Below are 13,068 nucleotides of genomic sequence, written 5' to 3'. Positions count from 1 at the left end.
CTCCTCGCGTCCGCTTGCTTCCGCAGTCTACGAAGCCGGTACCTCGATGACGGTGGCCGATCCCATTCCCCCGGCCGCACACATCACCGCGGCGGGGCGCCCCAGCGAGCAGCCCCTACCCGTGACGTCTACGCGCTCGGGGCCGGCTTCGGCCATTAGTGCCTCCGTCTCGACGATTCATGAGAATGCTATTCTCTCAGCCTGAGAGTGTCAGTTGCAAGAAGGGGAACCGCATGCAAATCGCAGGTAGCTCGGCGATCGTCGTGGGAGGCGCCGGTGGTCTGGGTGAGGCGACCGTCCGGCGCCTGCACTCCGCGGGCGCGAAGATCGTCGTGGCCGACCTCGCCGACGACAAGGGCAGGGAACTGGAGAGTGAGCTCGGGGTGCGGTACGTGCGCACCGACGCCACCTCTGAGGAGTCGGTGAACGCGGCGATCGCCGAGGCGTCGTCGCTCGCGCCGCTGCGGATCTCGGTGGACACCCACGGCGGACCGGCCAGCGGCGGACGGCTGATCGGCAAGGACGGCTCCCCGCTGGACCTCGACGGGTTCAAGAAGACGATCGAGTTCTACCTGACGGCGGTGTTCAACGTGATGCGGTTGGCGGCGGCGGCGATCGCCAAGACCGAGCCCCTCGACGAAGGCGCCCGTGGCGTCATCGTCAATACCGCGTCGATCGCCGGCTACGAGGGCCAGATCGGCCAGCTCCCCTACTCCGCCGCCAAGGGCGGTGTGCTCGGCATGACGCTGGTTGCGGCTCGCGACCTGTCACCACTCGGCATCCGCGTGGTCACCATCGCCCCCGGCACCATCAACACCCCCGCCTACGGCAAGGCGGCCGACCAGCTCGAGCAGTACTGGGGTCCGCAGGTGCCGTTTCCGAAGCGGATGGGCCGCTCGACGGAGTATGCGCAACTCGCGCAGAGCATCGTCGAAAACGACTATCTGAACGGAGAAATCATCCGCCTCGACGGAGCGCTGCGCTTCCCGCCGAAATGATCCGGTAGTGACTCTCGCGGGCAAGGTCGCGTTCGTCGCCGGTGCCAGCCGCGGCATCGGCGCGACGATCGCGGCGGCGTTGGCGGCCCAGGGCGCCGCCGTCGCCGTCGCGGCCCGCTCGGAGCGGGAGGGTAAGGTCCCGGGAACCATCGGTTCGGTCGCCGAAGCGATCGTGTCCTCCGGCGGGCGTGCGCTGCCCGTGCCGTGTGACGTCACGAGTGCGCAGTCGGTCGAAACAGCGGTCTCCACAACAGTTGCCGAGTTCGGCGGTATCGACATCCTCGTCGCGAACGCAGGCGTGTTGTGGCTGGGCCCGATCGAGTCGACGCCGCTGAAGCGCTGGCAACTGTGCCTGGACGTCAACCTCACCGGCGTTTTTCTGGTGACGAAAGCCGTCATCCCGCAGTTGCGTGAGCGCGGTGGCGGTTCACTGATCGCGATCACCACGACCGGCGTTGAGATGACCGATCGCGGCGCCAACGCCTACTGGGTGTCCAAGGCCGCCGTCGAGCGGTTGTATCTGGGCCTGGCCTCGGATCTCAAGGGCGACAACATCGCGGTGAACTGCTTGAGCCCGTCGCGGGTGGTGCTGACCGAGGGCTGGCACGCCGGCGGTGGTGGCCTGGAGATCCCGCCCGAAATGGTCGAGCCGCCCGAGGCGATGGCCAACGCCGCCGTGCGCCTGGCTCACCAGACGGCCGCAGGCGTCACCGGCACCGTCCAGCGCAGCGAGTCGCTGACCTTCTAATTTCCCGCGAGCGTGCGTGTCTGTTCACGACACACCGGCACTCTCCCACAGTTTGTGCACGTTCGCGGCTGATGAGCGTGCACAGAATGCCCGCCGCGAGCGGCGTGTCGCGCAGCAGACACGCACGCTCGCGGCAAGAGGTGAGGTGCTCGCGGCAAGAGGTTTACCGGTTCTTGGCGACCAGGCCGTCGACGATCTTGTTGAAATCCGGGGTGCCGAACGAGACGTATTCGGCGAGGTTGGCGTAGTCGAGCGACGCCATCACCGACTTCTCCAACTGAATGTTCATCAGCCGCTTGGTGGCCTCGACGGCCTGCTGCGGAAGCTCGATGAGCTTCTTCGCGCATGCGACCGCCTCACTGAGGGGATCCTCGACCACGTGGTTAGCCAGTCCGAGTTCGACGGCGCGCTGAGCCTTGATCCGCACACCGGTGAGGGCGAACTCCTTGGCCTGCAGCAGGCTGATCTGCGATCCCCACACCAGCGGGCCGCCGTCGGCGGCGACGAGTCCGATGGATACGTGCGGGTCGGCGAAGAATGCGTTCTCAGCCATGTAGACGACGTCGGACAAGGCCGCCAAGCTGCAGCCGAGTCCGACCGCCGGGCCGTTCACCGCGGCAACCACCGGAAGCCGGCAGCGCACCATGCCGATCACGAGGTCGCGACCGTGCTTGATGGTCTTCTGCCGCAGGGCTTCGTCATTGCGCAGCTCGTCGAGATAGTTGAAGTCGCCGCCTGCCGAGAACGCCCGCCCCGCGCCCGTGATCACCGCGGCACGAGCGGCGGTGTCCTCGTTGAGCTCCTCCCAGATCTTGGCGAGCCCGACATGGAGGTTGTCGTTCACCGCATTGAGGTCATCAGGCCGGTTCAGCGTGATGATGCGCAGCGCACCGTCGGCCTGAACGTCGATTTCGTCTGGCATTCCGTACATTTTTCAGTTCCTTCTACTCGTCGCACGGGCGGTCATCGGTCGCCTAGTCCGAGAATTCGCTGCGCGATGATGTTCTTCTGAATCTGCGAGGTGCCGCCCATGACACTCTGTGCACGGCTGTACATGTAGGCGCCGAACAACTCCGGATCGCGTGTTCCCACCGTGGCCAGCGCGGCATGGCCGACGGACTGCTCCACCCAGGTCATCAGCAGCTTGTCCAGCGAGCCCTGCGGCCCGTGTGTCAACCCGTCGAGCTGCTCTGAGAGCCGCCTGCGCACATGCAGGCGCAGCATCTCGGTCTGTACCCACGCCCACGCCAGCTCCTCGGGCGCCGGGCCGTCGACGCGGGAGGCTAACTGGCGCACCAGTTTTCCGTACCGGGCGGAGAACCCGAGCGTCGACGGTTCGCGCTCATGGCTGACGACCGTCATCGCCAGCTTCCAGCCCTCACCGGGCGCGCCGACCATGTTCGCGGCGGGCACCCGGGCCCCGTCGAACAGCACCTGACCGAACTCCTTGGTCACGCCGCTGATCATCGTCAGAGGGCGCTGTTCGATGCCGTCCTGATGCATCGGCACGATGAACGCCGAGATGCCCTTGTGTTTGGCGACCTGCTTGTCGGTGCGCGCCAGCAGCAGACACCAGTCGGCGACGTCGCTGTAGCTGGTCCAGATCTTGTGACCATGGATGACGTATTCATCAGCCTCCCGCACCGCGGTCGTCGTCAGCGACGCGAGGTCCGAGCCCGCGCCCGGTTCCGAGAAGCCCTGGCACCAGCGCTCGGTGCCGTCGATCATGCCGGGCAGGAAGCGCTGCCGCAGTTCCTCGCTGCCGTGATGTGACAACCCGACGACCAGGTAGCCCAGGCTGGGCCTGGCGGGCGCACCGGCCTTGGCAATCTCCTCGTCGACGATGACGTCGTACACCGGCGGAAGATCTTGTCCGCCGTACTGTTTCGGCCACGACGTCCCGAAGAAGCCCGCCCCGTAGAGCGCCTGATGCCAGGCTCCCTGGGCAGCCCAGTACTCATCACCCGACGTAGGGAACTTGCCCTTCTGTTCGACCAGCCACGAACGCAGCCGATCGCGGAACGCGGCCTCCTCCGGCGAATCACGAAAGTCCAATGGAAAGCTCCTCCAGCTTGACTGGCCACATCTCGGTGGTGGCCAGCACCCGGCGCAGATAGACGTGCGCCAGGCATTCCCAGGTGTTGCCGATACCGCCGTGCACCTGAATCGACGTCTCGCAGACCGTCAAAGCGGCCCGCGCGCAGTAGATCTTGGCGACCCGTGCCGCCTCCAGCGCTTCGGCGACCGGCAGTTCATCGACGGCCCAGGCGGCATGTCGCGAGACGCTCACCGCGCCCTCGATCAGGGCTTGGCTTTCCGCAAGCAGATGGCCGACGGCTTGATACGACCCGATCGTCGCGCCGTACTGTTCGCGCACCTTGGCGTACTCGACCGCCAGCGCGTGTGCTCCCCGTGCCGAGCCCAGCAAGTCGGCGCAGGTCGCCGTTAAGGCCAGCGCGCGCCAGCGGCCGGCATCCTCGTCCGACAACCCGCAGAGCTCGGCGGGCGACTCGACCACGCCGGCAAGGCCGTTGGTCAGGTCGACGGACTCGAACGAACCACCGGCCTCGACGTCGCGGGCGCAGCGCCGCCGCAAGTCGTCCGCCAGCACCGGCCCGATGAACGGCACATCGACCAAACCGCAGGCGAATTCCTCGGCGACGAGGGCGACCTCCACGCCCGACGCGTCATCGGAGCGCAGGGTGCGAAAACCGGTCGCATCGACGGCCTTCTCGAGGCGGGCGATCCGGCTGGCGTCCTCGAGGTCGGCGACCGAGCCCGGACCGAGGTCGTCGGCCAGACTGGCCGCGGCCTCCCGTAGCTGCTGTTGTTCACTTGTCAGACGGACGTCCACAGACGCTCCTTCAACACTCGACGCAACACCTTCCCCGATGGCAGCCGCGGTATCTCGGGCACGACGACCACCCGGCTTGGCCGCTTGTAGAAGGCCAACCGCACTGCCACCAGCGACGCCAGTTCCGCGGTGTCCACGCCGGTATTCGTCGTCACCGCGGCGACTATCGCCTCACCGTCGGCCGGATCGGGGACTCCGAACACCGCGCAGTCGTCGACCGCGGGATGTCCGTGCAGCACCGCCTCGATCTCGGCGGGCGCGACCTGGAAACCGCGCACCTTGATCATCTCCTTGGACCGGTCGGTGATCCGCAGCCATCCGTCGGCGTCAAACTCACCGACGTCTCCGGTGCGATACCACCCGTCGGCGAATGCGCCTGCGGTCGCGTTCTGCGGAAGGTAGCCCGCCATCACCGAATCCGAGCGCACCTGAATCTCGCCGCTCTGCCCGGGCCCCAGCGGCGATCCGTCGTCGAGCGAGACCACCCGCACGCTCACCCCGGGAACCGGCCGGCCCACGGTATCCAGATGTCGACCGTCGATGTCGTTGCACGCGATCACCGGCAGCTCGCTGGCCCCATAGGCGGTCACCCACATGACGCCCGTTCGGTTTGTGACGGTCTCGGCGACGCTCTGCGTGACCGGCGTCGCGCACCACATGATGTAGCGCAGCGACGAGAGGTCGTAGGACTCCAGGCCGGGGTGGGCGGCCATCGCTAAGGCGATGGGGGCGACGGCCATCTCGACGGTGATCCGATCGGACTCGATGTGGCGCAGCATCGAATCGATGTCGAAGCGACGGTGCAGCCGGATCCACGTGCCGGTGTCGAGCGCCATGACGATGTTGAGCAGGCCGAGGATGTGCGACGGCGGCGTCAGGATCTGCATGCGATCGGCCGGCGTCAGCTGCAGCGCGTCGCGCCACTGCCGCACCGCGACGGCGAACGACCCATGGGTGTGGCGCACCGCCTTCGGCATTCCGGTGGTGCCCGAACTGAACACGAACAACGCGTCGGCGTCGTCTCGGGGCGCTTCGAATTCCCGCCTGCCCGGTGCGATCGGTTCGTCGAGCGAAAGCATGGGCATCAGTTCGGCCAGGACGGGGTGATCGCCTGCCGCGTGGGTGGGGTTCGTCAGCGCCAGGGCGTGCTCGGCCTCGGCACGCTTCCATGCCGGGCTCAGCAGGACAGCCGACGCACCGAGCCCCCACACGGCCCGCAGGGCGATGACGAACTCCGGGCGATTCGACGACATCAGCGCCACCCGGTCTCCCGGCCGCACCCCACGATGCTCGAGGGCGGTGGCCATACCGCTGGTCAGAGCATTGAGCTCGGACAGTGCGTACTCACGCTCCTCGAACGCGAGCGCCACCGCCTCACTCACCGCATGTCCTCACTGGCAGCCGACTCCTGACTCGATGAGAATAGCGTATCGCTTATCGAGAATGATATTCTCGCCGGAACAGAATCCGATCTCAGGAGAGGTGCAGATGACGGCAGATCCGGTGCCTGGCCCGCCCGCCGAAGCCGGACAGGTCACGATCGTGCTCGATCGCAAGAAGGTGTCGGTAGCGCTCAAGCCCGACGAAACCCTGCTCGAGAGCGCGCGACGCGCCGGCCTCTCGCCGCCCTTCTCCTGCGAAGCCGGCAACTGCGGTACCTGCATGGGCAAGCTGCTCGAGGGACGGGCGACCATGCGCCTCAACGATGCGCTCGACGACGACGAGGTCGACGAGGGGTACATCCTCACCTGCCAGGCGGTGCCCGAGACCGATTCGATCAGCGTCACCTACGACGACTGACCGGACTCGACCGCGAGGTCGCCGTGCTCGTCGACGCGCGGCGCCGGCCGGTACTCCGGTTCGTATCCGGCGATGTGGATCGGGCTGCCGACCAACCGGAAGTCACCGGCGGTGACGATCACCTCGGGCGTGGCCTCCAACGCCTCGGGCAAGGTGCGCACCGCAGCGACGGGGATGCCCAGCGGCCGCAGTCGAGCCTCCCAGCTCGCAGCTGTGTCGCTCGCCAGCGCGTCGGCCACCACCGCAAGCACCTCAACGCGGTTGGCCGCGCGCTCGGCCATGGTCGGGAATCCGTCGATCCCGGCCTCGGCGGCGAACGCCCGCCAGAACGCGTCATGCGTGATGAACAGGGCCAGATAGCCCTCCGCCGTCGCGAACAGTTGCGCGGGAACGTAATAGGAGTGCGCCCCGTACGGGTAGCGCAGCGGTGCGGCGCCGTCGTTGAGGTACGCCGACGCGCGGTAGTTCAACTGCGAGAGCATCACGTCGCGCAACGACACGTCCACCTGCCCGCCGCGCCCGGAGACGATCTGGGCCAATAGTCCCAGCGCCGCGGCCAGTCCCGTCGAGTTGTCCGCCGAGGAGTATCCGGGCAGGGTGGGCGGTTCGTCCGGGTGTCCGGTCATGGCGGCGACGCCGGTGGCGGCCTGGACCACGTAGTCGAATGCCGGGTCATCACTGCCGTCGAGCCCGAAACCGGTGAGCGCCACGCAGACGATCCGCTCGTTGTACCGGCGCAGTGACTCGTAGGTCAGGCCCAGCCGTTTGATGGCCGACGGCTTCATGTTCACCAGCAGCGCATGCGAATCCGCGACCAACTCGCCGAGCTGCTGCCGTCCCGCCTCCGAGCGCAGATCCAGGACGACGCTCTTCTTGTTGCGGTTCAGGCTCGCGAAGTAGCTGTCGCTGACCTGGCGAGAGATCTCCCCGCCCGGCGGTTCCACCTTGATGACCTCGGCGCCGAGGTCGGCGAGCAGCATCGTCGCGTACGGACCGGCCAGCATGACGCCCACCTCGATGATGCGGACGTCGGCCAGCGGCGGGCCGCTGATCGGGTCCAGCGGCCCCTGCGTCACCGCTGCGTTCTTCTGCTCTTCGCGCAAGCGCTCATCGGTGGTTTTCTGCTCTTCGCGCAAGCGCTCATCGCACCGCCTTGGCCAACTCCGCGATCACCTCACGGGTCCGGTTCTTGGACGCGATCAACTCGTCGCGGTTCTCGCCGATCGGCAACAGCCGGACCGAGAGGTCGGTGACACCGGCGTCGGCGAACCGGCGGAACCGCGCCAGGATCGCCTGCTCGTCACCGGCCGCGGTGAGGTCACCGACGTCGCGGGCGTCACCGCGGTCCAGCAGCCGCTGGTAGTTGGGCGACGTCTCCGCTTCAGCCAGAATGCGATTCGCCCGCTCCTTGGCCTTATCGATCTCGGAGTTCGCACACAGGCACACCGGAATACCGGCGACGATTCGCGGCGCAGGCCGGCCGGCCCCGGCCGCGGCCTTGGTGATCTTCGGCGCGATGTGCTCACCGATCGCCTTCTCGTCGGCCATCCACAGCACCGTGCCGTCGGCCAGTTCGCCTGCGATCTGCAGCATCACGGGCCCGAGCGCGGCCACCAGGACCGGCATCGGCGTGTCCGCACCGAGCACGGTCGGGTTGTGGACGGTGAAGGTGTCGTTCTCCACGTCGACGCCACCCGGGCCGGCCAACGCCTTGTTGAGCACCTCGAGATAGTCGCGGGTGTAGGCCGCCGGCCTCTCGTACGGGATTCCGAGCATGTCGCGCACAATCCAGTGGTGAGACGGCCCGACGCCGAGCGCGAGCCGGTTGCCGACGCCGGCGTGTATCGACAGCGCCTGACGCGCCAGTGCGATCGGATGCTGCGCCTGCAGCGGTACGACGGCGGTGCCCAGCTCGATGCGACTGGTCCGCGGTCCCATCAGGGACACCATCGTGAGGCAGTCGAAGTCGTTGGGCACCTGCGGCATCCACGCGGTGTCCAGATTCGCCGACTCGGCCCACTCGATGTCGTCGAGCAGCTTCTTCACCTTGCGCGCCATGTCGCCGCGCTCGGCCCCGATCATCACGCCGAGACGCATATCAGTCCACCTTTCCCGAGACGCCCGCCCCTGCTTCGCCCGTCCGTTCCGAAGTCAGCTTGCGCACTTCCTCGACCAGGGTGTCGAGCGGCGTGCCGGTGGGAAACACCGCCGCGGCACCCGCCGACAGCAGCTTCGGCACATCGCCCTGCGGGATGGTGCCGCCGACGACCACCGCGATGTCACCGGCGTCGGCCGCGCGCAACGCCTCGACCGTGCGGGTGGTCAATGCGACGTGGGCGCCCGACAGGATCGAAAGCCCTACCAGTGCAACGTCTTCCTGCAGCGCGATCGACACGATGTCTTCGATGCGCTGCCGGATGCCGGTGTAGATGACCTCGAACCCGGCGTCGCGCAGCGTTCGCGCGACGATCTTCGCGCCCCGGTCATGGCCGTCGAGACCAGGTTTCGCAACAAGCACACGGACAGCCACTAGAACACCACCGGTTGCTGGAACTCGCCCCACACCGACTTGAGCGTGGAGACCATCTCGCCGACCGTGCAGTAGGCATTGGCGCAGTCGATCAGCCTGTGCATCAGGTTGTCGTCACCTTCGGCCCCACGGGCCAGCGCCACCAGCGCTTCGCTCACCGCGGTCGCGTCGCGCTCGGCCTTGACCTTGGCGAGGCGCTTGAGCTGCAGGTCGCGACCGTCGGCGTCGAGTTCGTAGGTGGCGATCTCGGGCGGCGGCTCCCCGGAAACGAACTTGTTGACACCCACGACGGGCCGCACGCCTGACTCGATCTCCTTGTGGATCTTGAAGGCCTCATCGGCGATCAGGCCCTGCAGGTAGCCGTCCTCGATGGCATTAACCATTCCGCCGTGCATCTCGAGGTCGTGCATGATCTCGATGATCTTCTCTTCGGTGGCGTCGGTCAGCGCCTCGACGAAGTACGAGCCGCCGAGGGGGTCGGCCACCTTGGTGACTCCGGTCTCGTAGGCGAGGATCTGCTGGGTGCGCAGCGCCAGCGTCGCGGATTCTTCGCTGGGCAGCGCGAAGGGTTCGTCCCAGGCCGCGGTGAACATCGACTGCACGCCGCCGAGCACGGCGGCCATCGCCTCATAGGCCACGCGCACCAGGTTGTTCTGTGCCTGCGGCCCATACAGCGACGCGCCACCGGCCACACAACCGAAGCGGAACATCGAGGCCTTATCCGACGACGCGCCGTAGCGTTCGCGCACGATCGTCGCCCACCGCCTCCGGCCCGCCCGATACTTGGCGATCTCCTCGAAGAAGTCGCCGTGGGTGTAGAAGAAGAACGAGATCTGCGGTGCGAACTTGTCGATGGTCATCCGCCCGCGCTCGACGACCGTGTCGCAATAGGTCACGCCGTCGGCCAACGTGAAGGCCATCTCCTGCACTGCGTTGGCGCCGGCGTCGCGGAAGTGCGCCCCGGCGACGGATATCGCGTTGAAGCGCGGCACCTCGGCGGCGCAGAACTCGATCGTGTCGGCGATCAGCCGCAGCGACGGTTCAGGCGGCCAGATCCACGTTCCGCGCGATGCGTACTCCTTGAGGATGTCGTTCTGGATCGTGCCGGTCAGGGTCTCGCGCGGCACACCCTTCTTCTCCGCGGCCGCGACGTAGAACGCCAGCAGTATCGCGGCCGTGCCGTTGATCGTGAAACTGGTGCTGATCTTGTCCAGCGGTATGCCGTCGAACAGGATCTCGGCGTCGGCCAGCGTGTCCACCGCGACGCCGACCCGGCCGACCTCCTCGCCGTATTCAGGGTCATCGGAGTCGTAGCCGCACTGCGTGGGCAGGTCCAGGGCCACGGACAACCCGGTGCCGCCTTGATCGAGCAGATAACGGTAGCGACGGTTGGACTCCTCGGCGGTGCCGAATCCCGAGTACTGGCGAAACGTCCACGTCTTGCCCCGGTAGCCCGAAGCGAAGTTGCCGCGCGTGAACGGATACGTCCCGGGCGGCGGCGGGTCCGCTGCCCGGTCCCCCGGCCCGTAGACGGGCTCGAGTGGGATCCCCGACGGGGTCTGCACTGGCTCGCTCATCATTGGATAACGTACTTGCAGAAAATGAGAATGCCAATACCGCATCCCGCAAATGTGCACGGAGGAAGGCCAGTGTCCCGGCCGCACGCCCACCCGAAGTGCCGGTAACAGCGATTATGGGACTTGCGTAAAATGAGAATGCCAATACCAATCGCTTTATGGGATCCGCTACCATCGAGGGACCGCGCAGGTTGTCCGCCCGAGGAGGTCCATGTCCACCTTCACTGACCGCACACTCGTCGTTTCGGGCGGCAGCCGCGGTATCGGCTTGGCGATCGCGCTGGCCGCGGCCAGGCGTGGCGCCAACGTCGTGCTGCTGGCCAAGACAGCAGAACCCCACCCGAAGCTGCCGGGCACAGTGCACACCGCCGTCGCGGAGGTGGAGGAAGCCGGCGGCAAGGGTGTCGCGGTGGTGGGTGATGTGCGTTCCGAAGATGACGTGCAGCGCGCGGTGGACGCCGCGGTCGAGAACTTCGGTGGGGTCGATATCGTCGTCAACAACGCCAGCGCCATCGCGACCGAACAGACCGAACAACTGGCGGCCAAGAAGTTCGACCTGATGATGGACATCAACGTCCGCGGCACGTTTCTGCTGACCAAGGCTGCGCTGCCGTACCTGCGGAAGGCGGCAGCGCGGACGCAAGGAGCACAGCCGACAGGAGCGCACGTCATCACGCTGGCACCCCCGCTGAACATGAATCCGCGCTGGCTCGGCGCGCACCCGGTCTACACGCTGTCGAAGTACGGGATGACGCTGCTGTCGCTGGGGTGGGCCGTCGAGTACGCCGACTCCGGCATCGGCTTCTCCTGCCTGTGGCCGCAGACTTATATCGCGACCTCAGCGGTCGCCAACTCACCTGGCTTCCAGGACAATCTCGACCGCTCGCGCGATCCGCAGATCATGGGCGACGCGGCGGCGCTGATCCTGTCCCGGCCGGCGGCCGACGTCAACGGCAGATGCTTCATCGACTCCGATCTGCTGCTCGAGTCCGGCGTCACCGACCTGTCGCGCTATGGCGGTGGCAACGACCCCATCCTTGATATCTTCGTCGACGGATCATGAGCATCTCCCTGCTGCTCGACATGGCTTTGTCGAGCCATCCGGACCGGACCGCGGTGGTCTCCGGTGACATGCGGCTGACGACAAGCGAGCTGAACGCGCTCGCCGACGGTGGTGCCGGTGTCATCGCCGCGTCGGGTGCATCGCATGTCGCCTATGTCGGACTGGGCGGGGCGATGCTGCCGGTGCTGTTGTTCTCCTCGGCCCGCGCGGCCGTGCCGGTGACGCCGCTCAACTACCGGCTCAGCTCCGACGGGCTGCGTGAGCTCATCGACCGACTGCCCCAACCGCTCGTGATCGCCGACGCCCATTACTGCGACGTCGTCGAGGGCACTGGCAAACTGGTGATGAGTTCTGACGATTTCATCGCCGCTGCGCGCACCGCGGGTCCGGTTGCGGAGTTCGCCGATCCCGACGACATCGGCGTGGTGCTGTTCACGTCGGGCACCACCTCGAGGCCCAAAGCCGTTGAGCTGACCCACAACAACCTGACCAGCTACATCACCGGAACGGTTGAGTTCGACGCCGCCGAACCCGACGACGCCGCGTTGATCTGCGTCCCGCCCTATCACATCGCCGGCGTCAGCGCGGCCCTGTCGAACCTGTATGCCGGTCGCAAGATGGTGTACCTGCCGAAGTTCGACGCCGAGGAGTGGGTGCGACTGGTGCACGAGGAGGGCGTCACCTCCGCGACGGTCGTACCCACCATGCTGGACCGCATCGTGACGGTGCTGGAATCGCAGCACGTCTCACTGCCGACCCTGCGCAGCCTCGCCTATGGCGGCTCCAAGGTGCCGCTCCCCCTGGTGCGTAAGGCGCTTGGTCTGCTACCCGGGGTCGGGTTCGTGAACGCCTACGGGCTCACCGAGACCAGTTCGACGATCGCCGTGCTGACCCCTGACGACCACCGTGCCGCGATGGAGACCACCGAGAACGCGGTCGCACGGCGACTGGGGTCGGTCGGACAGCCGGTACCCGGCATCGAGGTACAGATCCGCGGCGACGACGGCAGGGTGCTCGGCGCGGGCGAGACCGGCGAACTCTTCGTGCGCGGTGACCAGGTCTCCGGGCGGTATGCCGAGATCGGTTCGGTGCTCGACGCCGAGGGGTGGTTTCCCACCAAGGACATCGCAATGCTCGACGAGGACGGCTACCTGTTCATCGGCGGTCGTTCCGATGACACCATCATCCGTGGCGGGGAGAACATCGCCCCTGCCGAGATCGAGGACGTACTCGTCGAGCATCCGGCGGTGCGCGACTGCGCCGTGGTCGGCCCCGAGGATCCTCAATGGGGCCAGATCATCGTCGCGGTGGTGGTGCCTGCCGGGGCCGCGTCACCTCATCCCGATGAACTGCGTGAGCACGTCCGCGCACATCTGCGTGGCTCGCGGACGCCCGACCGCGTGGTGTTCCGAGATGAGCTGCCGACCAACGCCACCGGCAAGGTGCTGCGCCGCGAGCTGATCACAGAACTGAGCGCGTCGAACGATTAAGGAGCACA

General features: G+C 67.0%; 14 protein-coding genes. 5 read left to right on the top strand and 9 right to left on the bottom strand.

Annotation, left to right across the window (positions count from 1 at the left end):
• Positions 1-27: 27 nt before the first annotated feature.
• Entirely contained in the window at positions 28-156 is a 129-nt protein-coding gene (locus K3G64_RS25555; RefSeq protein ID WP_255727768.1) for a hypothetical protein, read from the bottom strand.
• Positions 157-233: 77 nt separating this feature from the next.
• On the opposite strand from K3G64_RS25555, the gene K3G64_RS15960 reads away from it, so the two are divergent.
• Both K3G64_RS15960 and K3G64_RS15955 read left to right on the top strand, forming a co-directional pair.
• Positions 234-998, top strand: coding sequence for an SDR family NAD(P)-dependent oxidoreductase (locus K3G64_RS15960; RefSeq protein WP_238885662.1), 765 nt, complete (start codon positions 234-236; stop codon positions 996-998).
• Positions 999-1,005: 7 nt separating this feature from the next.
• Complete coding sequence (locus K3G64_RS15955) at positions 1,006-1,746, top strand: SDR family NAD(P)-dependent oxidoreductase (RefSeq protein WP_238885660.1); 741 nt, start codon at positions 1,006-1,008, stop codon at positions 1,744-1,746.
• A gap of 163 nt (positions 1,747-1,909) precedes the next feature.
• Here K3G64_RS15955 and K3G64_RS15950 read toward each other — a convergent pair whose 3' ends face one another.
• The 4 genes from K3G64_RS15950 to K3G64_RS15935 are packed head-to-tail and all read right to left on the bottom strand — an operon-like array spanning position 1,910 to position 5,982.
• Positions 1,910-2,677 carry an enoyl-CoA hydratase/isomerase family protein gene (locus tag K3G64_RS15950; RefSeq protein ID WP_238885658.1) on the bottom strand — a complete coding sequence of 256 codons (768 nt, stop codon included), beginning with the start codon at positions 2,675-2,677 and terminating at the stop codon, positions 1,910-1,912.
• Between the two features lie 32 nt (positions 2,678-2,709).
• A complete protein-coding gene (locus K3G64_RS15945; protein WP_238885656.1) occupies positions 2,710-3,801 on the bottom strand; it encodes an acyl-CoA dehydrogenase family protein in 1,092 nt (363 codons plus the stop codon).
• Positions 3,788-4,600: an acyl-CoA dehydrogenase family protein gene (locus tag K3G64_RS15940; protein WP_238885654.1), complete on the bottom strand. Its 813-nt coding sequence runs from the start codon at positions 4,598-4,600 to the stop codon at positions 3,788-3,790. Before K3G64_RS15940 ends, K3G64_RS15945 begins: the two co-directional genes overlap by 14 nt.
• Complete coding sequence (locus tag K3G64_RS15935) at positions 4,585-5,982, bottom strand: class I adenylate-forming enzyme family protein (RefSeq protein ID WP_238885652.1); 1,398 nt, start codon at positions 5,980-5,982, stop codon at positions 4,585-4,587. Before K3G64_RS15935 ends, K3G64_RS15940 begins: the two co-directional genes overlap by 16 nt.
• Before the next feature lie 106 nt (positions 5,983-6,088).
• Here K3G64_RS15935 and K3G64_RS15930 point away from each other — a divergent pair, with 106 nt between their 5' ends.
• Positions 6,089-6,400 (top strand): 2Fe-2S iron-sulfur cluster-binding protein, encoded by a 312-nt coding sequence (locus K3G64_RS15930; protein WP_238885651.1) that lies wholly within the window; start codon positions 6,089-6,091, stop codon positions 6,398-6,400.
• On the opposite strand, the gene K3G64_RS15925 is transcribed toward K3G64_RS15930, so the two are convergent.
• The 4 genes from K3G64_RS15925 to K3G64_RS15910 all read right to left on the bottom strand — a co-directional run bounded on the left by K3G64_RS15925 (position 6,388) and on the right by K3G64_RS15910 (position 10,507).
• Positions 6,388-7,452, bottom strand: coding sequence for a CaiB/BaiF CoA transferase family protein (locus K3G64_RS15925; RefSeq protein ID WP_255728113.1), 1,065 nt, complete (start codon positions 7,450-7,452; stop codon positions 6,388-6,390). The genes K3G64_RS15930 and K3G64_RS15925 overlap by 13 nt on opposite strands.
• Positions 7,453-7,540: 88 nt before the next feature.
• Entirely contained in the window at positions 7,541-8,497 is a 957-nt protein-coding gene (locus tag K3G64_RS15920) for an LLM class F420-dependent oxidoreductase (RefSeq protein ID WP_238885650.1), read from the bottom strand.
• A 1-nt stretch (position 8,498) separates the two neighbouring features.
• The gene (locus K3G64_RS15915) at positions 8,499-8,930 is read right to left on the bottom strand and encodes a cobalamin B12-binding domain-containing protein (RefSeq protein ID WP_238885649.1); all 432 of its coding nucleotides are present in this window, start codon (positions 8,928-8,930) and stop codon (positions 8,499-8,501) included.
• Positions 8,930-10,507, bottom strand: coding sequence for a methylmalonyl-CoA mutase family protein (locus tag K3G64_RS15910; RefSeq protein ID WP_238885648.1), 1,578 nt, complete (start codon positions 10,505-10,507; stop codon positions 8,930-8,932). Before K3G64_RS15910 ends, K3G64_RS15915 begins: the two co-directional genes overlap by 1 nt.
• A gap of 211 nt (positions 10,508-10,718) precedes the next feature.
• Between K3G64_RS15910 and K3G64_RS15905 the strand changes: the two genes are divergently transcribed.
• Entirely contained in the window at positions 10,719-11,570 is an 852-nt protein-coding gene (locus tag K3G64_RS15905) for an SDR family oxidoreductase (RefSeq protein ID WP_238885647.1), read from the top strand.
• On the top strand, positions 11,567-13,060 hold the full coding sequence (locus K3G64_RS15900) for a class I adenylate-forming enzyme family protein (RefSeq protein ID WP_238885645.1): 1,494 nt from the start codon (positions 11,567-11,569) through the stop codon (positions 13,058-13,060). The genes K3G64_RS15905 and K3G64_RS15900 overlap by 4 nt, the downstream gene beginning before the upstream one ends.
• Positions 13,061-13,068 lie beyond the last annotated feature (8 nt).

The sequence above is a fragment of the Mycobacterium sp. IDR2000157661 genome (genome assembly GCF_022317005.1).
Lineage (GTDB): Bacteria > Actinomycetota > Actinomycetes > Mycobacteriales > Mycobacteriaceae > Mycobacterium.
The sequence above is the reverse complement of the archived record's forward strand: the minus strand, read 5'-3'. Positions and strand labels throughout refer to the sequence as shown.

Bases quoted from the DNA above. Each gene is read 5' to 3' on its own strand.
- K3G64_RS15900 (WP_238885645.1), top strand. From the start codon at position 11,567: ATGAGCATCTCCCTGCTGCTCGACATGGCTTTGTCGAGCCATCCGGAC.
- K3G64_RS15920 (WP_238885650.1), bottom strand. From the start codon at position 8,497: ATGCGTCTCGGCGTGATGATCGGGGCCGAGCGCGGCGACATGGCGCGC.
- K3G64_RS25555 (WP_255727768.1), bottom strand. From the start codon at position 156: ATGGCCGAAGCCGGCCCCGAGCGCGTAGACGTCACGGGTAGGGGCTGC.
- K3G64_RS15905 (WP_238885647.1), top strand. From the start codon at position 10,719: ATGTCCACCTTCACTGACCGCACACTCGTCGTTTCGGGCGGCAGCCGC.
- K3G64_RS15960 (WP_238885662.1), top strand. From the start codon at position 234: ATGCAAATCGCAGGTAGCTCGGCGATCGTCGTGGGAGGCGCCGGTGGT.
- K3G64_RS15910 (WP_238885648.1), bottom strand. From the start codon at position 10,507: ATGAGCGAGCCAGTGCAGACCCCGTCGGGGATCCCACTCGAGCCCGTC.
- K3G64_RS15930 (WP_238885651.1), top strand. From the start codon at position 6,089: ATGACGGCAGATCCGGTGCCTGGCCCGCCCGCCGAAGCCGGACAGGTC.
- K3G64_RS15950 (WP_238885658.1), bottom strand. From the start codon at position 2,677: ATGTACGGAATGCCAGACGAAATCGACGTTCAGGCCGACGGTGCGCTG.